Annotated in this window: 22 protein-coding genes; 14 read left to right on the top strand and 8 right to left on the bottom strand. The window is 53.7% G+C overall.

Going from position 1 to position 24,690, the window contains the following annotated elements; translation table 11 throughout:
- Positions 1–57: 57 nt before the first annotated feature.
- A complete protein-coding gene (locus tag RB2501_RS07370) occupies positions 58–729 on the top strand; it encodes an SDR family NAD(P)-dependent oxidoreductase (protein WP_015754139.1) in 672 nt (223 codons plus the stop codon).
- Positions 730–1,008: 279 nt separating this feature from the next.
- Here RB2501_RS07370 and RB2501_RS07365 read toward each other — a convergent pair whose 3' ends face one another.
- A complete protein-coding gene (locus RB2501_RS07365) occupies positions 1,009–2,262 on the bottom strand; it encodes a mechanosensitive ion channel family protein (RefSeq protein ID WP_015754138.1) in 1,254 nt (417 codons plus the stop codon).
- Positions 2,263–2,511: 249 nt separating this feature from the next.
- On the opposite strand from RB2501_RS07365, the gene RB2501_RS07360 reads away from it, so the two are divergent.
- The 12 genes from RB2501_RS07360 to RB2501_RS07305 all read left to right on the top strand — a co-directional run bounded on the left by RB2501_RS07360 (position 2,512) and on the right by RB2501_RS07305 (position 11,609).
- Positions 2,512–3,606, top strand: coding sequence for a sensor histidine kinase (locus tag RB2501_RS07360; RefSeq protein WP_015754137.1), 1,095 nt, complete (start codon positions 2,512–2,514; stop codon positions 3,604–3,606).
- A complete protein-coding gene (locus tag RB2501_RS07355; protein ID WP_015754136.1) occupies positions 3,606–4,931 on the top strand; it encodes a sigma-54-dependent transcriptional regulator in 1,326 nt (441 codons plus the stop codon). Before RB2501_RS07360 ends, RB2501_RS07355 begins: the two co-directional genes overlap by 1 nt.
- Before the next feature lie 170 nt (positions 4,932–5,101).
- A complete protein-coding gene (locus RB2501_RS07350) occupies positions 5,102–5,551 on the top strand; it encodes a GreA/GreB family elongation factor (protein WP_015754135.1) in 450 nt (149 codons plus the stop codon).
- Positions 5,552–5,581: 30 nt separating this feature from the next.
- Positions 5,582–6,229 carry an MCP four helix bundle domain-containing protein gene (locus RB2501_RS07345; protein WP_148214314.1) on the top strand — a complete coding sequence of 216 codons (648 nt, stop codon included), beginning with the start codon at positions 5,582–5,584 and terminating at the stop codon, positions 6,227–6,229.
- Between the two features lie 223 nt (positions 6,230–6,452).
- Entirely contained in the window at positions 6,453–7,745 is a 1,293-nt protein-coding gene (locus RB2501_RS07340) for a Glu/Leu/Phe/Val family dehydrogenase (RefSeq protein WP_015754133.1), read from the top strand.
- A 10-nt stretch (positions 7,746–7,755) separates the two neighbouring features.
- On the top strand, positions 7,756–8,175 hold the full coding sequence (locus tag RB2501_RS07335) for a GreA/GreB family elongation factor (RefSeq protein WP_015754132.1): 420 nt from the start codon (positions 7,756–7,758) through the stop codon (positions 8,173–8,175).
- The gene (locus tag RB2501_RS07330; protein WP_015754131.1) at positions 8,172–8,576 is read left to right on the top strand and encodes a hypothetical protein; all 405 of its coding nucleotides are present in this window, start codon (positions 8,172–8,174) and stop codon (positions 8,574–8,576) included. The genes RB2501_RS07335 and RB2501_RS07330 overlap by 4 nt, the downstream gene beginning before the upstream one ends.
- The gene (locus RB2501_RS07325) at positions 8,576–9,415 is read left to right on the top strand and encodes a universal stress protein (RefSeq protein ID WP_015754130.1); all 840 of its coding nucleotides are present in this window, start codon (positions 8,576–8,578) and stop codon (positions 9,413–9,415) included. Before RB2501_RS07330 ends, RB2501_RS07325 begins: the two co-directional genes overlap by 1 nt.
- A 93-nt stretch (positions 9,416–9,508) precedes the next feature.
- Entirely contained in the window at positions 9,509–9,943 is a 435-nt protein-coding gene (locus RB2501_RS07320; protein WP_015754129.1) for an RrF2 family transcriptional regulator, read from the top strand.
- Between the two features lie 127 nt (positions 9,944–10,070).
- Complete coding sequence (ric, locus tag RB2501_RS07315) at positions 10,071–10,811, top strand: iron-sulfur cluster repair di-iron protein (protein WP_015754128.1); 741 nt, start codon at positions 10,071–10,073, stop codon at positions 10,809–10,811.
- Positions 10,812–10,818: 7 nt separating this feature from the next.
- Complete coding sequence (locus tag RB2501_RS07310) at positions 10,819–11,208, top strand: group III truncated hemoglobin (RefSeq protein WP_015754127.1); 390 nt, start codon at positions 10,819–10,821, stop codon at positions 11,206–11,208.
- A complete protein-coding gene (locus RB2501_RS07305) occupies positions 11,205–11,609 on the top strand; it encodes a hypothetical protein (protein WP_015754126.1) in 405 nt (134 codons plus the stop codon). Before RB2501_RS07310 ends, RB2501_RS07305 begins: the two co-directional genes overlap by 4 nt.
- On the opposite strand, the gene RB2501_RS07300 is transcribed toward RB2501_RS07305, so the two are convergent.
- From RB2501_RS07300 to RB2501_RS07270, 7 genes are all read right to left on the bottom strand, one after another.
- The gene (locus RB2501_RS07300; protein ID WP_015754125.1) at positions 11,606–12,805 is read right to left on the bottom strand and encodes a hypothetical protein; all 1,200 of its coding nucleotides are present in this window, start codon (positions 12,803–12,805) and stop codon (positions 11,606–11,608) included. The genes RB2501_RS07305 and RB2501_RS07300 overlap by 4 nt on opposite strands.
- 47 nt (positions 12,806–12,852) lie before the next feature.
- Positions 12,853–14,232, bottom strand: a complete 1,380-nt coding sequence (locus RB2501_RS07295; RefSeq protein ID WP_015754124.1) for a sulfatase family protein — start codon at positions 14,230–14,232, stop codon at positions 12,853–12,855.
- A gap of 108 nt (positions 14,233–14,340) precedes the next feature.
- On the bottom strand, positions 14,341–15,819 hold the full coding sequence (locus tag RB2501_RS07290; RefSeq protein ID WP_015754123.1) for a sulfatase family protein: 1,479 nt from the start codon (positions 15,817–15,819) through the stop codon (positions 14,341–14,343).
- A gap of 45 nt (positions 15,820–15,864) precedes the next feature.
- Positions 15,865–17,298, bottom strand: a complete 1,434-nt coding sequence (locus tag RB2501_RS07285; RefSeq protein ID WP_015754122.1) for a RagB/SusD family nutrient uptake outer membrane protein — start codon at positions 17,296–17,298, stop codon at positions 15,865–15,867.
- A 26-nt stretch (positions 17,299–17,324) separates the two neighbouring features.
- Positions 17,325–20,666, bottom strand: a complete 3,342-nt coding sequence (locus tag RB2501_RS07280; protein ID WP_187289187.1) for a SusC/RagA family TonB-linked outer membrane protein — start codon at positions 20,664–20,666, stop codon at positions 17,325–17,327.
- A 188-nt stretch (positions 20,667–20,854) separates the two neighbouring features.
- On the bottom strand, positions 20,855–21,901 hold the full coding sequence (locus RB2501_RS07275; protein WP_041327064.1) for a FecR family protein: 1,047 nt from the start codon (positions 21,899–21,901) through the stop codon (positions 20,855–20,857).
- A gap of 96 nt (positions 21,902–21,997) precedes the next feature.
- Positions 21,998–22,516 carry an RNA polymerase sigma factor gene (locus RB2501_RS07270; protein WP_015754119.1) on the bottom strand — a complete coding sequence of 173 codons (519 nt, stop codon included), beginning with the start codon at positions 22,514–22,516 and terminating at the stop codon, positions 21,998–22,000.
- 413 nt (positions 22,517–22,929) lie between these two features.
- On the opposite strand from RB2501_RS07270, the gene RB2501_RS07265 reads away from it, so the two are divergent.
- Entirely contained in the window at positions 22,930–24,654 is a 1,725-nt protein-coding gene (locus RB2501_RS07265) for a sulfatase family protein (protein ID WP_083760693.1), read from the top strand.
- Positions 24,655–24,690 lie beyond the last annotated feature (36 nt).

Below are 24,690 nucleotides of genomic sequence, written 5' to 3'. Positions count from 1 at the left end.
GAAAGACCAGATGTAAACCCCTGTTTTGCGTTTCTTTTTAATGAACAAAAACGCCTTATGAGAAACTCTCATGAAAAAGTCGGTATCATCACGGGAGCCAGCCGGGGCTTTGGCCTGTCAACAGCCAAGCTATTGGCGGAGATCCGAAACTACCAGATAATAGGCACCTCCACAACTGGCGCTCATTCCTGTGAACATGCACAATTTAGCGGTTTTGCACTTAATTTGTCCGATCCGGACTCCATCAGGTCTTTTGTCTCTGAAATGGAGGGTATTGAACTCGACTTTTTGGTGAACAACGCTGGCATATTGCTGGAAGAATGGGATTCAACGGAAATTACTCAGGAATTGCTCAGACAAACTTTCGAAGTTAACCTTTTTGGAACGGTGGCCCTTACTGAGGGGCTGCTTCCTCTTTTAAGACCGAAAGCCCATATTATAAACGTTGCCTCAGATTGGGGTTCTTTTAGCGGTTCCTCTTCCCCCTACCAACCGCATTACAAAATGTCAAAAGCAGCGTTGAACATGTATACGAAAGTGCTGGCTGAACGACTCGTCGACAGAAATATAAGGGTCTCTTCCTTTGACCCGGGGTGGATTCGAACCGATATGGGCGGGAGTCAGGCTACGCGAAACCCAGGTGAAGTAGCTTTGGAACTATTGAATTTACTAGAAAGTGATGCCGCAAGTGGTCATTTCTGGCATCGGGGAACCGTCCGGGACTGGTAATCGAACCTGGCTATCTCAATAGATGCCGGTCCTTTTTAAGTACAGGACAATTTATATTGGCATACGGTTTAACCTAAAAATTCAAAAAAGTGGAGGTTCAAATTTAAACCTCACCCAAATAACCGAACCAGACAAAGTCGGATAAAATCCTAATTATATCCAAGTTTGATCAACACAAGGTTTTCAATAATTGGGTTCCCAAATCGCCCGCAATACCACCCGGTCCGGACCATGAGCGCAGCGAGGTACTCCTAAAAACCAGCCCGCTTACAAACCCGCCTACGCATCCGCTACCCCCGGAAAATGCACCGGGAATTCAAACAATTCCAGGTCAAAATACGGCAGGGCCACCAGGAGGTGGTCGAAGATGTCCGCCATGATATACTCGTAGTTCTCCCACTTCTTGTCCCGGCTGAAGGCGTAAATTTCCAGGGGTACTCCCTGGGCCGTTGGCGGCAGTTGCCGCACCATCAGGGTCATCTTCTTGTGGATGGCCGGGTTGTTCTCCAGGTATTCCTGGATATACTTGCGGAAGACCCCGATGTTGGTCAGGTTCCGGCCGTTGATGGCCAGGCTTTTGTCGATATTGTTCTGGGCGTTGTGGGCGTCGATTTTCTCCGACCGGTCCGCGAGGTACGGCCCGATGAGCTGGATTTTCTTCAGGGACTCCACATCCTCCGGGCTCAGGAAACGGATGCTCCGCTGGCTGATATGCAGGGCGCGTTTGATGCGGCGGCCCCCGGAGGCCTGCATCCCCCTCCAGTTTTTAAACGAATCGGAAATCAGCGCATAGGTGGGGATGGTGGTGATCGTCTTGTCGAAGTTCTGCACTTTCACCGTCGCCAGGCTGATCTCGATCACGTCCCCGTCGGCCCCGTACTTCTCAAAGGTAATCCAGTCGCCGATACGCACCATATCGTTGATGCTCACCTGTATGCTCGCCACTAGGCCCAGGATGGAGTCCTTAAAGATCAGCAACACCACGGCCGACGCCGCCCCCAGGGCTGTAAAAAATTTCCAGATGGTCGTATCGGTGAGGATGGCCAGGATGGTCAGGATACCGCCGATCCAGGAAAAGATCATCACTACCTGTATATAGCTGTCCAGGGGTTTGTCGCGCAGGTGGGGCAGCGTCTTGAGGTAATCCCGCGCACTGGATAGTACGCTTTTGATCACAAACAGCCCCAGCAAAACGCCCATCACCATGAGGATACGGTCTACCAGTCGCTGCATGTACTCAAAATCCACAAAGGCCAGCGGCAAAACTTCCATCAAAAAGAGAAGCGGGAAGATATGGGCCACATACCTCGGTACCCGGTTGGCCACCAGGAAATCGTCGAACCGGGTCCGCGTTCGGCGGGAAAGCCGGACGGAAACCAGGCGCAACACCTTCCAGATCAGCAGGTCCATCAGCCAGGCGACCAGCAGGATCACCAGCAACAAAAGCCACAGGTTGATCTGCTGCGCCACCGACTCACTGACCCCTGAATCGACCAGGAAATCGAGCAGGATGTGCGGTAGGTTCTCTTGCATACTTCAATTATAGATTTAAAACTCCAGCCAGGCACCCGAAGCCCCCCAAACAAAAATTGAAGCTCCCGTTGCCTGCAAATCGCCAATGCAAATCGCCAGTGCAAATGTAATAACTTTGAGCAGGGTTGCCCCTCCTCGCTCGGCGCCATCTTGCCGGCTTTTTGGGGGATGATCCAAAATTTAACTAATTTCCCGAACCCTGCGAAACGGCACCCAGCGAGCTCAGGCGAATGCCAAATCCAATGCGGAATGATGAATAATACTGAAGCCAAGTTAAGGGAACGCATCAAGGAGCTGACCTGCCTCTACGAGGTGACTTCCATTATCGTAAACACGAATTTCGACCGGATGGAAGATTCGTTTTCGGCCATCGCGCAATGCCTGCAGCGGGCCTGGCAATACGCCTCAGATGCTGAGGTATCCATCCGGTGCGGGGAATTTGAGGCAAACACTCCGGCATTCCGGGAGGACCTGCTCATGTTGTCCACTGACATCCGGGTATTTAACGAGCCCGAAGGGGAAATCCGCGTGGGATATCCGACACAGAAATACGGGCATTCAGACTTTCTGGAAGAGGAACGGGATCTTCTCCATAGTGTCAGTCTGGCCCTTGGAAGCCTGATGGAGCGTAAAAATATCCGGGAACAGGAAGCCCTGATCCGGCGGCAAGTGGAGCGAACGGACCGGCTGAACATCCTGGGTGAAATTACGGCCGGGATTGCGCACGAACTCAATACGCCACTGGCCAACATCCTGGGTTTTGCCGAATTGATCCAGGAACGGGCTACCGACCCAAAAACAATCGAAGACCTGGACCGGATTATCGAGAACGCCATTTTTTCACGCGAAGTGGTAAAGAAGCTTATGTTTTTTGCCTGCGAGATCCCCCAAAAAGTGGAATCTATCCATTTGAACACGGCCATTGAAGAGGTGGTTTCCCTGTTAACCCCAAACTTTCGTTCCAAGCAATTAACCTACTCGTCTACCCTGCCCGACCGGGACATCCAGTTGCACGTAGACCGGATTCAGATAACTCAGGTCCTCTTTAACCTGGTAATGAATGCTATTTACGCCTCACCCGAAAAAAGCCGGATTACCATAGCGGTACGCGAAAAGAACAACCGTGTTCTCATTTCGGTTTCTGATGAGGGAAGTGGAATTGATCCGGCTATTTCGGAGAAAGTTTTCGAACCATTTTTTACGACAAAGCCCCTGGGGGAGGGATCGGGCCTGGGACTCAGTGTGGTCCATGGCATTGTAAGCAGCCACGGAGGTTCGATCACCCACAAGCCTAACCGGCCAAAGGGTACGGTGTTTACCGTGGATTTTCCTAAATTGGACTAATGGGCCTGCGGAAAGAAAACATCCTGATGGTCGACGACGACGTCGGCATCCTGGAGCTGTTACAGCGCCATCTCCAGTCGCTGGGCTACCACACTTTCAAAGCGCTGTCCGTCAAAGAGGCACTTTTTATCCTGAAGGACTCCCCGATTGATTTGTTGATAACCGATATACAGATGCCGGAAGTGGACGGGCTGCAGTTGGTCCGATATGCGGAGGAGCACTACCCGGGCATGCCCAAACTGGTCATTACGGGATACCCCTCCGTGGCGGGAGCACAGGAAACCTTTCGGTCCGGGGCCGCGGATTACCTCACCAAACCCTTTACCAGAGAGGAGTTGAAACAAGCTGTCCGGAAGGCCCTTGCATCCGACAGCAGGAAGCCAGATGCCCCCACTGCCCCTACCCTCTCCACCGGTGCGGGATACGCCGAGATGGTGGGTGATTCCCAACCATTCCGGAACCTGGTGGAAATCATTTCACGTGTCAGGGACAACCGGGCCACCTTACTCGTCCACGGGGAAAGCGGGACAGGAAAAGAACTCGTAGCCCGGGCGGTGCATTATTCGGGCAAATTCGCCAGGGGTCCTTTTGTTGCGGTCAACTGTGCTGCGATTCCTGAAAACCTGCAGGAAGCCGAACTGTTCGGTTACGTAAAGGGCGCCTTTACGGATGCCCGGGAAACACGGACAGGTTTCTTTCAGGCAGCAGAAAGGGGAACCCTTTTCCTCGATGAAATCGGGTCGGCCTCCCAGGCTGTCCAGGCAAAATTACTGCGTGCCTTGCAGGAAAAGGAAATCACCAAAGTGGGCTCCCGCAAAACCGAGAAGGTAGATTTGCGTGTTATCGCTGCGACCAACAGCAACCTCCGCGAAGCGATTGCCAAAAAGGAGTTTCGAGAAGATTTATTCTATCGGCTCACCGTAGTGGAGATCGAGGTCCCCCCGTTGCGCGACCGAAAATCGGACATTCCATTGTTGACCACCCGGTTCCTTCAAAAATACGGGGTGGAATACCGGGATCGGTTATTGAAGATCGACCCGGAGGCCCTGCAGATTCTGCAAGACTACCATTGGCCGGGCAATATCCGGGAACTTGAGAATGTCATCCAGCGCGCCGTAATTATGAGCGATGGTACCGTGGGGCCGGAACACCTCCCGGGCCACCTGAAATTCCAGATTGATTTTCCCCAGGATGGTTTCGCAAGCCTCCGGGAGATGGAGCGGGATTACGTCCGCCGCGTATTGGCGCATACGGGAGGAAACAAAACGCGGGCTGCCGAAATCCTGCAGATCGACCGGAAGACATTGCGGGAAAAACTCAAATAGCCAGTTGGGGCGTTTTTCCCCAACTGGGGAGAAAATACCCGGTCCCTGCTTTTTCAGTGCTTCATAAATTATTTCCAACCATCTCTATTTCAGGTTTTTGACAAAACATTCTAGTTGTCTCTATTGTTTGGGCACGGCAATTGAAATGTACTGGGTCAGAAACCCAAGCTATGATGAAATACGGAAAACTCGTTTTTGAAAGGCAGGAATACGATGCCCTGCTGATGTCCCTGGAGGCGAATCGGGTATACGATGACTACGCCCACCAACACGCCGCGAGGCTACTCAAGAGGAACATGGCATCTGCCTTAATCCTGGATCAGGGTGAATGCCCCGACGACGTGGTACGTCCAGATGTCTGGGTGACCCTGAAAGGCGTCCCGTCATATCGACGAACCGTCCGGTTAGCTTCCTCAGGGAAACCCATTACAACCCCCGGCGATATATCAGTTATCAGCGCTTTGGGAGCTTCGATTATCGGCCGATCTGAAGGAGATGTCATTTTGTTCGGCCAACCGGGGAATACGATGTCCCTCACAATTGCCAAAATCAGTAGTAACCACACCACTTCCATTAGTCTGGCACCCGGGACCAGTCCGGAACCTTCCACCGCCATTTAACAACCTAACACCTTAAAAAAAATTCAAATCATGTTCACCAGACTCACAATGGCCCAACGCATCCAGGCAGGTTTGATCCTGGCACTGGCCTTTTTATTAGTCCTCGGCTCCAATCGGTTGGATCAAAAGCACTTCACAACTGTTCAGCATACGGTTAATTCCGTTTACAAGGACCGCGTGGTTGTCCAGGGGTACTTATACGAACTCAACAACATGGTCCACCAAAGGGAACTGCGGCTTGCCGGCATGGAAAACGGGGCGGATTTAGAGGCCGACCGACAAAAGGCCGAAGAGCTCATCACGTCACTGGGTGCGACCTACCTTACCCCCGAAGAGACCGTACTCTTCAGGGAACTCGTGCGCGAGTTCGAGAATTTACACAATTGGGAGGCGGATACCGTATTGCCTGGCAACGGCGAACGTATGGGAAAACGAGCCGAGGGGCTGGCCATCCTCCGGGGCATCCACCGCAAACTGGATGGACTGGTGCAGGTCCAGCTTAAAGAAAGTGAAGAACTGACCGCAATTTCGAAGAAATCCCTCGGCATGAACAAGCTCTTATCCAAACTCGAGGTTGCGTTTATGGTATTGATCGGCATCCTCATCCTGGTCCTGGTGTTCTATCCCAATAAACGACCAGACAATCAGCCTGCAGGCGAATGGATGAATTTCAATTAACACTGCGAAAATGGATCTATACAAAAGAAGTCTCTGCTCGACATGTACCTATCTGGTATCGTGTCGGCTCACAATGGATAAGGGCCGCATCAGTTCCTGCAGCGAATACGAGCACCGGGCCGACCGATTGGCGCCACACAAGGCAAGTAGGCGAACCCAACCCATTAGAAAAGCCTACACCCGAGCTCCAATCGAAGAATCAATTTTATAAATAATCTGAATCATGGTTATAAAAGAACCGAAATCAAAAAAGCCTGTAAAACAGGGCATGCTGGATAATGTCATGCGGCAATTCGATCATGCCGCGGACCTTTTGGAACTGAATCCGAATATCCGCAAGATACTGGAAGTCACAAACAACGAGCTACTGGTTCATTTTCCCGTGCGTATGGATGATGGGACAGTGAAAATATTCACTGGCTACCGCGTTCAGCACAACAATGCACTCGGCCCCTACAAAGGGGGGTTGCGCTATCACCCCACCGTGGATATAGACGCCGCCAAGGCACTGGCCATGTGGATGACCTGGAAAACATCCCTGGCCGGACTGCCTTTTGGCGGGGCTAAAGGGGGAATCCAGCTCGATCCGTCACGCTACTCCCAGGAAGAACTCCAGAGGATCACGCGCCGTTTTACATTCGCCCTCGGGGACAACATCGGGCCGGAGCTGGACATCCCCGCGCCGGACGTCAATACCACCGCCCAAACCATGGCGTGGATACTGGATACCTACATGAGTACCAAGTCCCCTGCCGAACGCTCCACGAACCTCCACGTGGTTACCGGCAAACCGATAGGTGCTGGGGGATCGGCCGGAAGGGACCGGGCAACCGGATATGGCGTATACCTGACGATTAAATTCTGGGCAGAAACCCGGGGCCATACCCTTCACGGCAAAACTTTTGCCGTTCAGGGATTTGGAAACGTGGGCTACTGGGCTTCGCACTTCCTGGAGGAAGAAGGCGGGGTCCTGATTGGCGTACAGGATGCTTCCGGCACCCTATACCGGGCCGAAGGTATCGACGTAGGGGAACTTGCCGAATACGCCCGTGCCAACAGGGGCCGGATTCACGGGTTTTCAAAAGCCAGCCCGATAGACAGCGGGGATTTCTTTGGCCTGGACTGTGACATACTTATCCCCGCTGCACTTGGAAACCAGATCACGGCAAAAAACGCCCCGGACATCAAGGCTTCCCTGATTGCGGAAGGTGCCAACGGGCCCACAGACGTTTCGGCCGAAGCCATCCTTTTGGAAAAACAGGTGGATATCATCCCGGATATCCTCTGTAATTCCGGTGGGGTCATCGGCAGTTATTTTGAATGGCTCCAGAACAAAAACAGTGAAATCTGGCCCATGGAAGAAGTGATGGACCGCCTGGAAAAGAAAATGCGCGAATCTTTCAACCGGGTGACAGCGGAGGCTGAGGAGCGCCAGGTAGACTGGCGATCGGCTGCATTCATCATCGCGATTGAGCGGCTGGCGGATGCCTATACGCAGCGCGGAATTTTCCCATAATCACAACAAGATGAAATACAAACAATTACTTATTGAGAAAAAGGAATACGTCCTGCTGAAACGGTACGTAAACCTGAGTGCCCATTACCACGATGCCACGCTTTGGCAATCCATTCAGAAGTTGCTCACCGAACTCGATTCCGCCAAAATCGTGGACGAGGCGGAAATGCAAAACGACGTAGTGCGCTTCCACTCAATTATAACCGTCACATCGGAAAATGGCTGGAGCCGTCGTGTACAGCTGGTGCTCCCCCCCGAGAGGGACGTCAGCAAAGACAAGATTTCCATCCTCACACCCATGGGAATCGCGCTCTTCGGGTATGCCGAAGGCGATACGGTTTCCTGGGAGTTTCCCTCGGGTCCCAAGCGACTACGGATTGAAAAGGTAGAACAGGAACCTGTTTTTATTGACACAAATCTATTGATATGAATTTGCGAACATTCTACGAACACGAAACGGATCACCAAATCATGTTTAAAAAGGATCGGCGCGATGTGCGATCCTGGTCCTACGACCTGGAGGTTATCAGCGAGGAACTAAGGATCCTTGCAGCGATTGAACAACGCCTGTTGAAAAACCCGGCAATTGCCAGCCAGCTTCAGCAACTCAAACGAGACAACATGCTCAAAATGTCCGCCTTGAACAGATACGAGCACGACATGCGGAATGCCCTGGAATGCGACAGCATCGCCTGCGATTCCTTTTATTTAAACAATTTTGAAAAACATCGGCAGGCCTTTAGGGAGCACCTGCTGAATTACCGCGAAGTCCGTCGGGCATTACTGCTGAAATTGACTGGAAACAGGTATCAACACCAAAGAACATCGTGATGGGCATCCAGAATATTCTCGTCCTTACAGATTTTTCAAAAAATGCCTGGGAAGCTTTGGAATATGCCCGGAGGCTTTTCCAGGGTGAAGGCTGCGACATATATCTCCTCAACTGCTATCGGCGTGAGGGATTTGGACCGAACCGGATGCACGCACTCGACCCGGACGATGGACTGAATACCCAATACCGGCAGCATTCCGAACGGGGACTTGGCAGGATCCTGAGCCGGATCATGGAAGAAAGGCCGGCGGACGGCCATAAATATTATGCCATCAGTCATGCGGGAGGACTGGAACAGGCTATAGAACAAGTGATGAAAGCCAACAACATCGACCTGCTGGTCATGGGCATGTGCGGAATGACAATCTGTTCCGACAAACCTTATAGCAGGAAAGTTTTGCGAATCGCCAGGAAAATCCGCAATATTCCATTACTGGTCGTGCCGGTGGGGGCCCGGTTTGAAACACGTTGCGAGATCCTTCTTTTAGCCGATCTTTCCCGACTGGCCGATCCGGAACAGATAACCCGGATGAGCGAGGTTGCCCAACTTTGCCATGCGAGTGTCCGTGTGCTGACAGCTTGCCGCGGTCATGTCGCGGAGGCCGACTACAGGAAACAGAAACTGGCATGGCGCAGCCGGCTCAACGGCGTTACCAATTCCTTTCAGGACCTGGGTCGTTCCGGATATTTCAACGCTTTCTCCGGTGTCCTGAGAACAAACGGCAAACTCCTGGGCCATTTTCGAAAAAAACCCAATATATGGCAGCGAATAGGGATCAAAAGCCCGGATAGTGCCCGTATCCTCAGGAATACAAAGAATCCGGTTTTGCTTCTCTGAGCCCCCCCCGGATAGAAGCCTCGCCAAAAATTAATTAATTAGGACATTTTTGTCCGATTAAATAATTATCTTTGCCCTGGGTACAGGATAATTATGTTTTCAAAAGCCTGCGAATATGGAATTCGGGCGGTGGTATATATCGCCCACAAATCCCTGGAAGGGCAAAGGGTCAGCTTAAAGGAGATTGCGGATGCTATCGATTCACCAGTGGCCTTCACGGCCAAGATACTCCAGCAATTATCGCGAAATGGCCTTGTCGATTCCGTTAAAGGTGCCTCAGGGGGTTTTGAGATGAGCGAAGGACGGATCCGAGAAGTCAGGCTGGCAGATATCGTTTCCGTCGTAGACGGCAACCGCGTCTATGAGGGTTGCGGTTTGGGGCTGAAAAAATGCAACGAACATAAGCCCTGTCCGGTGCACTGGGAATTCGTCGAAGTGCGGGACCGGCTCAAGGCCTTGTTGGAAACCACCAGCATCCACGATATGACCCTGGGGGTCGGGAGTGGGATCAGCTACCTGAAGCGCTGAGCTGGAGCCTGACGATGAATAAAAAATTTTTGGTAAGAATTCGGATAATGTTATCCTAATTATCAGGTAACCGTCCGGATTCCCAATTTAAAACCCTTAAAATATCATTAACTCCAAGTACAACGCCATGGAACAAACACTCCAACAACCAATCGGCCAATGGGTAGCCGACGACTATCGTACGGCCCAGGTATTCAAAAAACACAAGATCGACTTTTGCTGCAAGGGCAACCGGACGGTTGCAGAAGTGGCCCTCAAAAAAGGACTTGACCCGGATAACCTCCTGCAAGAACTGACAGCAGTCCTCAGGAGCGAAGGGCCCCGGGAAGATTGTACCTCCTGGCCCCTGGACCTCCTGGCTGATTACATCGAAAAAATCCACCACCGGTATGTGGAGGCCACGCTGCCCACCCTAAAGCAATACCTGGACAAACTCTGTAAGGTCCACGGTGAGCGCCACCCGGAACTCCACGAGATCCGGGAGCATCTGTACGCATCTGCCGGGGAACTCGCCATGCACATGAAAAAAGAAGAACTGGTACTGTTCCCCTGGATTCGCAAGATGGAAAACGCCCGGCAAAGCGGGACTTCTCCCGGACGACCTAAATTCAAGACCGTAAAAAACCCGATTGCCGCCATGATGGACGAACACGACAACGAAGGGGAACGCTTCCGCAAAATCGCGGCGCTCAGCGACGACTACCAGGCCCCTTCGGACGCTTGTGCCACCTATCGTGTGGCCTACGCCCTGTTGCAGGAATTTGAAGCCGACCTCCACCGGCATATCCATTTGGAAAACAACATCCTGTTCCCGAAAGCGCAGGAATTGGAACGGGTATTCACAGCGCCTTCCGGCAACCGCGGCTAATCGGACTATGGAAAAAGGCGATATTGCAAATCGGAAGGATGTAGCACGGCTCGTGCGCACATTCTACGGTAAAATCAGGCAGCACCCGGTACTCGGGCCCATTTTTGAGCAAAACATCACCGACTGGGAAGGCCATTTTGAGGTATTGACGGACTTTTGGGAAAGCCAGCTCTTCCCGGTGAAAAAATACTGGGGCAACCCTGTTACGGCTCATCAGCAGGTGGATGTACAAAGTGGTGGCACCATTACCATGGACCACTTTGGCCAGTGGATCAACCTGTGGACGGAAACCCTGGACGAACTCTTTGAGGGGGATAATGCCTGGATTGCCAAAAACCGGGCGCGGAAAATGAGTACGATGCTGTTTCTTAAAATCTACGAGGCCCGCAAACGATGAAGCCTGAAGTATCATTGATATACCGGGATCTGACCCGCTGGTTCGGAACCCATATCACCGGGCAGACCGATGCAGGCCTCCGCGTTGTGCAGGAAATCAGCAAAGCCTCCGGCCTCTCCTGCCTTGACCACCCCTTTGAACCGGATACCTGCCTACAGGCGAGCAGCGAAGTGCGTCGGGAATACCGGCTACACTACTCCCCTGAAGATTTATTTCACTTCCTCCTGGGTTATTGTATGAAGGCCCCGGCGGGACACCCGCCCCGGCGATTCATCGCTGCGGATTTTGCGGGCATGGTCGTGCCCGACGGCCCTGCGGCCTTTTGGGAGCTGGTAGATTGGGGAGAGGATGTCGCTAAACAAAGCGGGGGAGGGAATCCAAACGGGGCCCCATCTGATTAATGGCTACGCGGCCATTGGCAGGTAATGATCCATAAAATCCCCAGGACCATCAGCAGGCTCGTGTAAAAAATCCATTGTGAAAAATCCAGGGGGACAGAGAAATTTAGCCAGCCCTGGGAACCCCTGAGGAAGATCAGCAACTCCGACAGTACAAACCCCAGCAGGAAGACCCCTGTTCCACCGACGGGCAGCCGGATGATCCTTTGCGATTTGCCCAAGAGCCACAACGCGGGGGTGAGGATTCCTAAAAAAGTCAGGTGCAGGTACCCGATTATATAATCGATATTCCCGGCTATCAGGGTGGCGAATGCCGGCAAGGCTGAAAGGGCCTGCAACAGAAGCTTTACCCCGAATAGTACCAGGACAAATACCAACAGGCGATGTAAGGCCCAACCGTTGAACCGTTGGCGCAGGCCCACCCATAGGGCGCTCCCAATGTAGAGGAACCCGGCGAGTTGCAGCAGGGCCCCCAGGCCGCCGATCACATAAAACACCCCGGGTGGCTCCATCCACAGGGTAGAGAGGAAAAAGGAGAGTATGATGCCACTTTGAAGCAGCCAAAACCCGGTTTCAAATCGTTTGGGCAACAGGCCTATCCCCCGTTTGCCGGCCAGATGCAGTCCGAGCCCGGCCAGGGCAAGGACCATCCAACCGTTGTACTGGAAATGCAAATAAAAATAGATGGCCAGCCGATACCAGGCGGATTCCGGGCCCAGGGTGTTCATGATCCCGCCCAGCGCCCAGGGGCCCAAACTGGAAAGGACCATGTAAATAAGTGAAGCCCGGACCAGGCGAAAACCGGGCGCTTTTCGTTGATCCGCCCTGGAATTGGATAGGAAAAAAGCAAAATAGCCGTAGGAGGCCAACAGGAACAGGGTCGAAAACAAGATAGACCAGAATGCATACCCATGGAAGGGGAAGCTCAAGAGCATGCCCAACAGGGTCAATTGCGTAAAAAGGAACAACCGGTGATAACGAGCCCGGATGGAGGAGCTGTGTAGGAAAGCGTGGTAAATTAAGGTGGTCAAAGCCAGGTAGACCCACCCCAGTAGTGCAATATGCGAATGCGTGTGCACCAGGAACCTGTATTTCCCCGGTAAATCAAACACCCCGAAACCCCGCAAGGCCAAACCGAATAGTGCGGCGACCAAAAAATAGACGAGGGCCAGGCGAAAATGGAGGCGGATCGGCTTCACGGGGCGAAATTTAGCTTTTTTATACGCGGGCAGAAAGTCCTATCATCTTATTGCCACGGCACACCTCCCGCCGTGCGAATGTGTTCCATGAGTTGGGCCCTCAATGCCCGGTACGCTTCCGAATCCGTTTCAAGGGGGGTAGTTTCCAGCTCATCCTGGCCGATATTAAAAAACTGTATGGGTTCAAAAGGTGTGTTCTGTAAAATCTTGAAATCCCCGAATCGCGCGGCGTAATAGGCTTGTCCGCCATAATCACCCCCCTCGCGGCGGACCCAGTAGAGGTAGCGGTTGGCCGTGTCCTGCGCTTGCCCTGTCAAGGTGGGCACAAGGCTGATGCCGTCGACATTTTCAGGGGGCTTGCGTCCCGCCAATTCACAAAATGTGGGGAATAAATCCATCAACAGGGCCGTATTGTCACTGGTGGTGCCAGGGGCAATTTTTCCCTTCCAGTAAAAAATGGCCGGGACGCGTATCCCGCCTTCGTACATATCCTGTTTGCCGCCCCTGAGCGGGCCGTTGCTCTGCGCATACCAAAGGGCCCCGCCATTATCCGACACAAAAACCACCAACGTATTTTCTTCGAGCCCTGTGGTTTTCAAAGCCTCCATAACCCGGCCGACACTATAGTCCAGGTGCTCCACGAAAGCCACGTTTTTGGCCCGTTTCTCCGTCAGGTTTGGTTCCCGCTCCCGGACCTTATCCAACCATTCCCGGGGGGGTTGGATCGGGAAGTGGGGTGCGTTGTACGCGAGGTAGAGGAAAAATGGCTGCTCCTCCCCCTGGCGCTCTTTCAGGAAATCGATAGTCCAATCCGTAAACAGGTCCGTGGCATGTCCTTTGGGGTCGATTTCCTCCCGGTTCAGCCGCATCCAGTTGATGCCGCCCCGGCGGTGGTCCCAGTAATCGTCCATCATATCCCCCAAAAATCCCTTGAAATAAGTAAACCCGCGGTCATTGGGCGTATCGGGCTCTTCCAACCCCAGGTGCCACTTGCCGATAATCCCGGTGTGGTAGCCTGCCGGGTTCAACTCCGAGGGGATGAGGACCGCATCGTCCGCGAGGTTCCCCCAGTTGTTCTCCGGGTTTTGGCGGATGACGCCCGGGACGCCGACCAGGTCCGGATACCTGCCCGTAAGCAACGCGGCGCGGCTCGGGGAACACACCGTGCTGTTCGCGTAGAAATTCGTGAACCGCATGCCGTTGGCCGCCAGGGCATCGATGTTGGGCGACTGCAAATCCGTGGCCCCCTGGCAGGACAGGTCGCCGTACCCCAGGTCGTCGACCAGGATACAGAGAATATTCGGGGCATCCGGGCGCTCTTGCGCATAACACGTTCCGGTTGCTGCGGCCAAACAACCTATGGAGAAGAGGGCCAGGATGGCGTTCAGCGGGCAAAGCCGCCGGGAATCCGATTGATGGAAATTCATGACAAATACATTTAATGTTAAAGCGCGGTGTCCCCACCGCGCTTCGAATTAACTAACTAAACAATCAATCTACATCTAGAACAAAACATAAATCAATTTCTTTTCAGGTCAACCCCGATCTTTCAGCAAATCGGGGGCTTTGACCATGTTGGCGTTATGCGCTTCCACAACCCGCCGGATTTCCTCGATGACCTCCGGGTGCTTCCCGGACAGGTCGTATTTTTCGGAGGGGTCCTCCTCCACGTTGTAGAGCAACGGCGGGTTGTGTTCCACCCGTTCGGCCCCCATCACATAGGCCTCCTTGGTATAGAAATGTGCCTTGTACGCCCCCAGGCGCACGGCATACAGGTCGGCCCCCTGGTAGTAAAACATTTCCTTCCTGGGCGACTCGGCATCCCCGAACAGGATCGGGCTCAGGTCTACCCCGTCCATTTCCCGGTCGTCGGGCATGGGCACCCCGGCCAGGCTGCTGAAGGTATTAAACAGGTCCAGCGTGCTGCCCATATCCATGACAACTTTGGCAGGCAGCATTCCGGGAGCCCAGAAAATCGTGGGCTCCCGCATTCCGCCTTCCCAGGTTGTGCCTTTGCCTTCCCGCAGCAGGCCGGCGCTGCCCCCGGAGATACCAGTGGGCAGCCAGGGGCCGTTGTCGGAGGTAAAGACCACGATGGTATTTTCTGCGAGACCTTCCGCCTCGAGCAGCTCCATGATCTGCCCTACCCCATGGTCGATTTCCTCCACCACGTCGCCGTAGAGACCCCGGGCGCTGGTGCCCCGGAACTCATCCGAGGTAAACAGGGGCACGTGTGGCAGGCTGTGCGCCAGGTACATGAAAAAGGGCTCGTCCTTGTGCTCCCGAATCCATTTCACCGCCTCATCGTTATAGCGCTTGGTGATGGTGTTCTGGTTCACCGGACGTTCGATCTCTTCCGTCCCGCGGATCAATGGCACGTTATATTCCTCGGTTTTCAGGGATTCATAGCGCTCCGTATACCGGCCAAAATAATCCTGGTAGGAAGTGAACTGGCCCGTAAAGTCCATGTCATTCGAGTAAGGAATACCGAAATAATCGTCAAAACCGTGGTTGGGCGGCAGGTATTCCTCCTTGTGCCCCAGGTGCCACTTGCCCACCATCCCGGTGGCGTATCCCGCCTTTTTCAATTGCTCGGCCAGGGTGATTTCCGAAGCCGGCATCCCATTGTGGGAGTCCGGGAAAAACACACCGATCTCGTTACTCGTCAAGCCGTTCCTTACCGGCAGTCTCCCAGTCAGCAACCCCGCCCGGCTCGGGGTGCAGACGCTGGCAGCCACATAAAAATTCGTCCATTTCTGGCCTTCGGCTGCCATCCGGTCCAGGTTTTTTGTATGGATCGTCGGGTGACCAAAGGAGCTCAGGTCGCCGTACCCCAGGTCATCGGCAAATACGATGATGAAATTCGGCTTTTCGGGTATGCCCCCGGCAGCAGCGGTTCCTTCGCTGTCGCCCGGGCTGGTTTCGGTATTTTGACAACCCGCCATCAGGCCCAGGCACATGGTCAGGGCCATCAGGTTGCGGGCGCCCATTGCCTTCCCCTTGAGGATGCGCATAGGCAGGAGTCTTCTATAAACTTGCATATACAATAGATCTATTGATTAATATCCGGGATTCTGTTCCAGCAGGGAATTCGCGTCCAGCTCTACCTGGGGGATGGGGAACAACCTGCGGAATTCCTGGGCGTTCTTCCCACGGGCCTGAGCCCGCTCGATGAACACGCCATGGCGGATCTGATCCTCCCGGGCTTTCTGCTCAAAATAAAATTCCCATTCCCGCTCCTGCAGGATCGCCTCCCGGAGGGTGGTTTGGTTGTAGTCTGCCAGGTCCAAAGGCGTGGCTCCCGCCCGGTTGCGCACCTGGTTGATCAGGTCGATGGCTTCCTGGGAGGGCCCGTTGAGTTCATTCAGCGCTTCGGCCCGGCTGAGCAGGATATCCGCATAACGGATAACCGGCACGTCATTCCCCGCCCAGGGGCCTACGGATGTCGGCTCAAAGGGGAATTTATTGGGGAAGGACTGGTCGTTGCCCAACCCCTGGACGAGTTCCCCGGTAGAAGTACTGGTCCATTCCGTAATGATCTGGCTGGTCCTCGTATCCGAAGCCTCGAAGGAATTGACAAAATCGTCGAAGAGGTAGGTGCGGGCCGCAAAAACCGAGTTGCTGGGAAACGGCACGGGAAAATCCGGGGGGAATGTGAGTGCATTCAGGGCGTTCCCGGCTGCTGCAATGGTGGCCCCGTCCTTGGGGTGCGCCCAGATCAGCTCCTGGTTCCCCTCGTTGTCAAAGGCAAACACATCCGAATAGTTGGTCAGCAGCGCATATTGCCCCAGTTCAATCACATCCTGGGCGGCGTTTGCCGCTTTCTGCCACTGCCGGGTATTGAGATAGTACTTGGTCAGTACGGCCAGTGCGGTCCCCCTGGAGGCCCGTCCGAATTCGGTGGCCTGATCCGGCAGGTTCGCAGCTGCTGCTTCGAGTTCCTGTTCGATGAAGGCCCGGGTTTCCTCATCGGTAGCCCGGGGTTGCAGCGGGTCGTCCGTCGATGACGTGTAGAGCGGAAGCCGGCCGAACCAATTGTACAGCGCAGCATAATTCCATCCGCGCAGAAAACGAGCCTCAGCTTCAGTTACCTGCCGGAATCCATCGGACAGATTCTCATTGTCCAGGTTGTCCAGGACGATGTTCGCATCCCGGATACTACTAAAATGTGTCTGCCAGATAGAGAATAATTGTGAATGGTTGGAGTCCCAGGTAAAATCCATGAGGGCAATCCACAGGTTCTCGATGGAACCGCCGGCCCCCCAGGTCTCGCCGGAGGTCATGGATTCGATATGGAGCGGGCCCCAGGTTTCAACAGCTCCGGAGCGGTGCGCATTCGTATAGGATGCCTTCAGCAAAGTCGACAATCCGGTTTCCGTTGTAAACAGGGTGGAAGGAGACAATTCTGAAAAGACTTCTTCATCCAGTCGCTTCTCACACCCCAGGTGGAAAAATACGATAAGGGCTAAGAGAGTTATTTTATATGGTTTCATTGTTATATGATTTTTGATGGTTGGGTTTAGAAATTAGCGGTCAAACCGAGGAGGAATGTCCTCGCCAGCGGATAACTGCTATAATCAACCCGGACGTTGCTGCGCCCCAGGGAGTTGGCCTCGGGGTCAAACCCGGCGTAATCCGTGATGGTAAAGAGGTTCTGGCCGGTAACATACACCCGGAGGGCATTGATAAAATCCAGGTTGTTCACCGGTACGTTGTAGCTCAGCTGCAGGGTCTTCAAACGGAGATACGACGCATCCTCTACTGTCAGGCTGTTTACCTTGCCCGCGCCGTAGGCGTTCGGGTTCGTTGAAGACGGCCAGGGTGCATTCGGATTCTGCGGTGTCCAGCGGTTCAAAATCTGGTCGGCGATGCGATTCCGGCGGAAATTGGCCGGATACAGGGATTCGATGACGTTGATGTTGATCAGGTCGGCTCCTTCCTGCCCCTGGAAAAAGAAGTCCAGCTGGAAATTCTTCCAGGAAATCGAGTTCTGGATCCCATAGGTGAAATCCGGGAAGGGACTTCCGATGATTGTCTGGTCATCCGGGGTGATCGCCCCGTCGCCGTTCCGGTCTTCAAATATCGGAAAACCGGGCTCTGCCGTGGGCTGAGCCGAGTTGGCGATATCGTCCCCTTCCTGGAAAATACCGGTAACCACATAGCCGTAGTAGGCGGCCAGCGGATCGCCTTCGCGGATCACGGCCGTATTTCCAACCGACTGGATATTCCCGGTCACGATATTGTCAATCCGGCCCAGGTCGACGACCTCATTCTTGATGGCCGCAAAGTTCAGCGTGGTCTTCCAGGAGAAATCCTCCGTCGAAATATTTGTGCTGCTGAACAAGAATTCAAAACCGGAGTTTCGGACCTCACCCACATTGGTGAGGATGGAGGAATAACCCGATGCAACGGGGAGCGGCAGGTTAAACAGGAGGTCCTTGGAGCTCTTGGTAAAATAATCGAGGGTTGTGCTAAACCGCCCGCTGAGGATGGATGCATCCAAACCGACGTTGAATTGTTCGGTGGTTTCCCACTTCAGGTCCGGGTTGGCGATCCGCTGGGGAACCACCGTACTCTGGATATTTCCGCCGAGCACAACGAATGGGCCGGTGCCAAATGTCAGTTGGGAGGCGTAATTCCCAATTTCCTGGTTCCCGGTCTGGCCCCAGCTGGCTCTTAACTTCAACTGGTCGAATATCTCAGGGATAAACTCCTCCTCCTGCAGCTTCCACCCAAAGGCGAAAGACGGGAAGTACCCCCACTTGGTATTCTCCCCGAAACGGGAGGAACCGTCCGCCCGGATCGATGCGGTCAGCAGGAACTTATCGAAGAGCGTATAGTTTACCCGTCCCAGGTAAGACAACAGCGTGTTTTCCTCCTTGCCGCTGTTCAGGTCGTCGTTGTTCGTGTTCCCCAGGGAAAGGTTGTTGGTACCAATTTCGTCCGTTGGGAAACCGCTGATGTTGGCCGACACAAACCGGGTGCTGAATTTCTGGTAGGTCGTTCCCCCCAGAACGGTCAGGATATGGTTTTCATTAAAGGTTTTGTTGTAGGTCATCGTGTACTCAAAGAGGTAGTTGTTCCGCTCGAGTACGTTGATGTTGGCGATCCCTCCGGCCGCGCTGCCGTAAATCGTGCGGCTGGAATTGTAGATGTCCCTGCGGGAAGTTTGCCGGTCCGTTCCGAAATTGAATTTACCGGACAATTCATCCGTGAAATTGTAATTCAGGAAGGCGCTTCCAAAGGTCCGGTTGGTTTCGTTCTCGCTCAAAATCCCGTTCAGGGTGGTCACCGGGTTGTTTACCGTGAGGTTGGGCGATTGCGCATACGAGCCATCCGCATTGAAAATGGGTTCCGTCGGGTCGTACAGCAAGGCACCGTAAATGGGTCCGGCATTTTCATTGGTCTGGATACCGTCCACGTTGTTCTGGTCCTTTACGAGGCTTGTGTTGAAGTTTATACCGATCTGCGCGTTCTCGCCCAATCGGGTATCCACGTTGATCCTTCCGGTATATCGCTTGATGCCGGAATTCTTCACGACCCCTTCCTGGTCAAAGTAATTGACCGAGGCGTAAACGGAGGTAGCTTCGGAGCCGCCGCTGATGGATAAGTTGTGGCTGGATATCGGCGCCGAGCGGAACACCTCATCCTGCCACTGGGTCCCATCCCCGATAGCGCTGATGTCCTCCGGGGAAAAAACCACCCCGTTCCCCTGTGCCTGCGACAGTTCGTTGATTGCAGTGATGTACTGGGAGGTAGAGAGGACGTCGATTTGCTTGGCAACGGTCTGCATGCCCGCATAGGCGTCATAGGTCAGGTTCACCTTGCCATCCCGGCCTTTCTTGGTAGTGATGAGGATCACCCCGTTGGCTCCCCGCGAACCGTAAATGGCAGTTGCCGAGGCATCCTTGAGGATTTCGATAGACTGGATATCCGCCGGGTTGAGCGCATTGAGTGGGTTCCGGGGGCTTTGGTTGTCCCCGGTTTGGGCCGCACCGCCGGAACTCAGGTTCGGGCTGTTGTCAATCGGGAACCCGTCGATAACGTAGAGGGGTTCATTACTCGCATTCAGGGAACTCGCCCCCCGGATCCGGATGGCAAGTCCGCCCCCCGGCGCCGAGCTGGCCTGGGTAATCTGCACCCCGGCTGCCCGACCGAGCATCAGTTGGTCTACCGAGGCATTCGCCCCCGGGTTCAGGTCGTCCTGGCTCAGGGAGGTGACGGATCCTGTCAGGTCGCTTTTGCGCTGGGTACCGTAGCCCACTACCACAATCTCATCCAGGGCCGCCGCACTTTCCTCCAGGGTAACATTCAAAGTAGCTTGTCCGTTGACGGCTACTTCCTTGGTGGAAAACCCGATGTAGGACACCACTACGGTTGCGTTCTGGCCGGAAACCACCAGGGAATAATTGCCATCGAAATCGCTTTGCGTTCCAGTGGTGGTACCCTTTTCGACAATATTCGCGCCGGGCAGGGGAATCCCCTCCTGGTCCAGTATCGTCCCGCTGATCTCAAATCCCTGAGGCACATTGGCCTCTTCAATTCCCGGGGCTTTAGCCAGGGGCAGGGCAAAAATCGTCACCTGCCGGTCGCTGATTTTGTAGCCCAGGTTCCACCTCGGGAGTACCGGGTCCAGGATGTTCATCAGCGTGGCATTTTCCTTCCTTACGGTAACGATTTCGCTTTCCGGCAAAACCCCGTCCTTGTAAAAGAAAATATATTCGCTTTTACCTTGAATTTCGTTGAGCAGTGTTTTCAACGTAACTTTTTCGACATCGATGTCGAGCCGTGTCTGTGCGTAGGAATCATTTGCCTGCAATGTGGTTATCCCGATGGCGATAAAGAGCAGAAATGTCCTCATAATGGTGAAGATGATGCGTCGGGAGTTGATTTGGCTCAAAGCCTGCTCGCATCTTGCGTAATTATTCATAATTTTACAGTTCAGTTTAGTATTAGTTGTCGTTATTCTGGCGATAATTAAAACTTCGGCCGGCGGGTGTTGGCGCACCTGTCGGCTTTTTTTATGTGCTTTTCTTCATAGGCGTCGCATTATTGGGTTGGTTCTTTGGTCAATACGATGGCGTCAGCAGTTTCTCGGAAATGGATTTCGGTCGCATCCGAGATGATGCCGATAACACTTTCTACATTTTCTTTCAGGTCCAGTTTTCCGGAAAACGTCTCTTTGGCCAGGTCCGGGTCCTCAATGCGGACGGTCCGGTTGTAATATCTCGAGAGTTTCGTGGCAATTTCTCCCAGGCTGTGGTTTTTCAGGCTCAGGAACCCATCCCGCCAGGAAAAGTAATCTTCCGGGTCCACCTGCTGGGTATAGACCTTTTGGGTCCGGGCATTAAACGCAGATCGCATCCCGGGAGTCATCCGCATGGCCGCATCCTTTTTTGCCGAATAGGACACACGAACACTCCCGCTTTTTAAAACGGTACTCGTTTCGACGTCCTCCGGATAGCTGGAGACATTAAAAACGGTTCCCAAAACCTCGATCCGCTGGTGTTCAGACAATACGCGGAAGGGTTTCTCCGGGTTATGGGCCACGTCAAAAATTGCCTCGCCTTCCAGGTAGACTTCCCGGTTGTCCTCGTTAAAAACGGCCGGGTAGACCAACCTGGTTCCCGAGTTCAGCCAGACTACCGTACCGTCCGACAGCTTCAAGTCGGTACGCTTGCCATAGGGCACGAGAATGGTGTTGTAGGTGGCTTTGTTGTCCCTGAGCGCCTCCTGTTTGACGGTCTGGTTCCCAACGCGTACGTCAGTCCCGGTTTCGGAATACGCCACCCCGGCCTGATCCTCATCGAGGGTCAGGTTTTTCCCCTGGCCCAGTACGATGGTAACCTGATCGCCTTCATTCGGGCGGATGTCCGGGGCGGATTTTACAAAATCCTCGATACCCGGTGTTGCCGGCTGGCGGTAGAAGAATGTCAGCCCGATGGAAATAGCCAGGCAGGCTGCTGCGCCAATCAGGACACGACGGCGGAATTGCCATTTCCTGTGGTGATCGGCCTTGCGGGCCGATTCCATGATCCGGTCCCGTAACGCCTGTTTTTCATTAGGGGATAATATGTTCTTTGAATCTTGTTGCATGGTGTTTTTGGATAGGGAATCGGTGCATGTCTGCCGGCCCCTTTAACTAAAGGAGTCCGGGCATTCGCATTTATAGACACGTAAATCGAAAAAAAATTAAAAAAACAGGGAGAGGGCTGCTTTTCGCATGGCTTTCAGCGTGCGATAGACCAGGGTGCGAGCCGAAGGTACCGACAGCTGCAGGTCCTTTGCGATCTCCTCGTAGCTCTTGTCCTGGGTAAAACGAAGCTGGATGGCCTGTTTCTGGTGCTCGGTAAGCGTTTGCAATGCCTTGTGGAGGCTCTGGCGCAATCCTCTTTGGGATTCTTTCAGGACGATCACCTCTTCCGCGGATTCTGTAAAGTGACCGGGCTGGTCCAGGAAACGGGCCCCGTTGGTTTCGTCATCCAGGGATCTCGATTTTGCCTTGCCGGCCTTATAAAGCCTTCTCCTAAGTGCAGTGATCAGGTAGGCGCGGACATTGTCGGCCGGGGCGAGTTTTTTATGATACTTATACAGATCCAGAAAGAGGTCGTGAATGGCATCCTGGGCGGTACTCCGGTCGCCGCATACATAGAGAGATACTGCAAACAAATCATCCACATGCCGGTCGTAGAGCGCTCCGAGCGCCTCCATGTCTCCAGCTTTTAATCGGCCCCACAACCCGGAATCACTTGGAGCTTCCGGCGAGTGCTTGTGCCTGTCTGTTGATTGGTCCAGCATGAGTTGAAACAATATCCGCGAGGGTTTTTAAAACGTGAAATTGCCAAATCCGCAATAATCTGATCCTGCATTGCGGCATTGGAATCAAATATATTAATTAATTAACAAAATCTTAAAATGAATTTTTTAACCCGAAGACGTCGGAAATACCGGATGACTTGGATCAGCATCAAAAAAAACAGAAGTTCCGAACACAACTGTCTTCAAATTAATAGTCCTGCAAAATATTATTTCAGCAAACCGTGTCTATAAACAGGGAGAAATCAACTCTATGAAATAGAACTACGAGATGGAATTCGTCCACCCTTGGAACAAAAAGACGCCCTGTGACTATACGATCTGCTTTTCAATACGTTTCCCCGAGAAAGATTTTCTGGCCCCTCCAGATTTTCCTGGCAACTACCTTCTTGGGGTTTGCGCAGGAGAAGCCCAATATCGTCTGGATTGTGTGTGAAGACATCTCCCCCTATTTGGGGAGCTACGGGGAGGCCGGGATCCGGACCCCTAACCTGGACGATTTTGCGAGGGAAGCCGAGCGGTATACCCGGGTCTATACCACTTCCGGGGTGTGCGCACCCAGCCGGTCTGCCATCATCACCGGGATGAACCAGATATCCATTGGCACCCCACATATGCGTACGCACAACGACCCGAGGCTGATGCCCGAGGGCGTCCCCAGCCATTCGGCCGTGCTGCCCGAGAATGTGCGCGCCTTCCCGGAATACCTGCGCATCAACGGCTATTACACCTCTAACAATGCCAAGGAAGACTATCAGTTCGAAGAACCGGTCACCGTTTGGGACGAAAGCAGCGTGGCGGCCAGCTATCGGAACCGGGCAGCCGGGCAGCCTTTTTTCAGCGTCTTCAACCTGGCGATTACCCACGAATCCCAGGTGATCCGCCCCCCGGATTCCCTGTACTACGACCCGGAAGCAATGACCTTGCCGCTGTACTATGAGCACACCGGACAAATGCGTCGCGACAAGGCAGCCCTGTTTACCCGCATCGAGCAAATGGACCGGGACTTCGGGGAGCTCATAGCCCAACTCAAAACCGACGGGGTCTACCAAAACAGTTATATCATATTCTACAGCGACCACGGCGGGAACCTGCCCTGGATGAAACGCGAAATCCTGGAGCGCGGCCTGCACATCCCTTTTATGGTCCGGCATCCCGGGGGCCAAAAGGCGGGTTCGGTAAACAACGACCTGATCAGCGCTGTCGATTTTGCCCCGAGCATGCTCTCGATTGCGGGCATCCAGCCACCGCAGTACCTGCAGGGAAAGGCTTTTCTGGGCCCCCACGAAAACGAGGAAAAAAATGCGTACATCTTCGCTGCCCGGGACCGCACGGCCAACCACTACGACCGGGTGCGGTCCGTGAGCGACGGGACGTTCCGGTACGTGTATAATTTCATGCCGGAAGTCCCCAAATACCAGGATTTGGCCTACCGGAAGCAAATGGCCAGCATGCGGGAAATAATCGAAATGCGGGATGCGGGGGAAATCACCAATCCGTTTCTGCTGGACTGGTTTCAAGCCCCCAAGCCGCAGGAAGAGCTCTATTATACGGCCAAAGACCCGGACGAGGTTCACAACCTGGCCGGCAACCCGGCCTTCGCCGAAAAACAGGCTGAATTAAAGACCGCCCTCTTTAACTGGCTGGAGGCCGTTGGCGACGTGGCGGAAATACCGGAAGCCGAAATGATCCGGAATTGGTGGAACGGAAAGGATTCCCCGCCGGTAACCGCAACTCCCGTGATTGAAAAGGTGGCGGGGGGCGTCCGGCTCTTTTCCGACACGCCGGGAGCATCCATCGGCTACCGGATCTTTGACGGGGCCATCGGGGATACCACCCGGGTCCGCGAAATAAAAACCTGGGACTTTTTCTATCTTATGCCCGGGAACAAAGCTACCACCGTGGAAGTCCCCATACCCTGGGAAGTGTATTCAGGCGGAACGGTCCCCCTGAAACCGGGGCAGACCATCCAGGTAAATGCCCGGCGGATCGGCTACCTGCCATCCGAGAACACTCTTGAAATGAATGAATAAATCCAATTAAACAACCTAAATAACCCAAACCAGATG

The sequence above is a fragment of the Robiginitalea biformata HTCC2501 genome, assembly GCF_000024125.1.
GTDB classification, from domain to species: Bacteria; Bacteroidota; Bacteroidia; order Flavobacteriales; family Flavobacteriaceae; genus Robiginitalea; species Robiginitalea biformata.
This window is presented reverse-complemented; position numbering and strand designations above follow the sequence as displayed.